Origin of the sequence: Stenotrophomonas sp. SrG, from assembly GCF_050031795.1 — a bacterium.
GTDB classification, from domain to species: Bacteria; Pseudomonadota; Gammaproteobacteria; order Xanthomonadales; family Xanthomonadaceae; genus Stenotrophomonas; species Stenotrophomonas rhizophila_A.
Window position 1 is genome coordinate 1 of sequence record NZ_JBNBBE010000395.1, and the last position, 260, is coordinate 260.

At 71.9% G+C, this 260-nt stretch carries 1 pseudogene; it reads right to left on the minus strand.

Features of this window, described 5'->3' with window-relative positions:
• Positions 1 to 125: 125 nt before the first annotated feature.
• A pseudogene (locus ACQG3P_RS20220) lies at positions 126 to 260 on the minus strand (5-demethoxyubiquinol-8 5-hydroxylase UbiM); the annotation flags it as partial.

A 260-nucleotide genomic window follows, 5' to 3' on the forward strand; every position in this document is an offset into this window, starting at 1 on the left:
AAGCTCCGCGGCGGCCAGCAGGTCCAGTCCGGCGACTCCGTGATCAACGTCATGGCCTACCGCGACGCCCCCTGATCCCGTGTGACGACCAACGGTCGTCACCGACCGGTGTGGACCGACGGTGGTCACCTGCCGGTGAGGTGCGCGGCAATCAGCTGCCGGAACGGCGCCACCCCGAGGGCCAGCCGCAGCCCCGCCCGACGCAGCACCCGCGCCGGCAGGCGGTCATCGGTCTCGAGCGTGGCGATCGCATTGGTCGC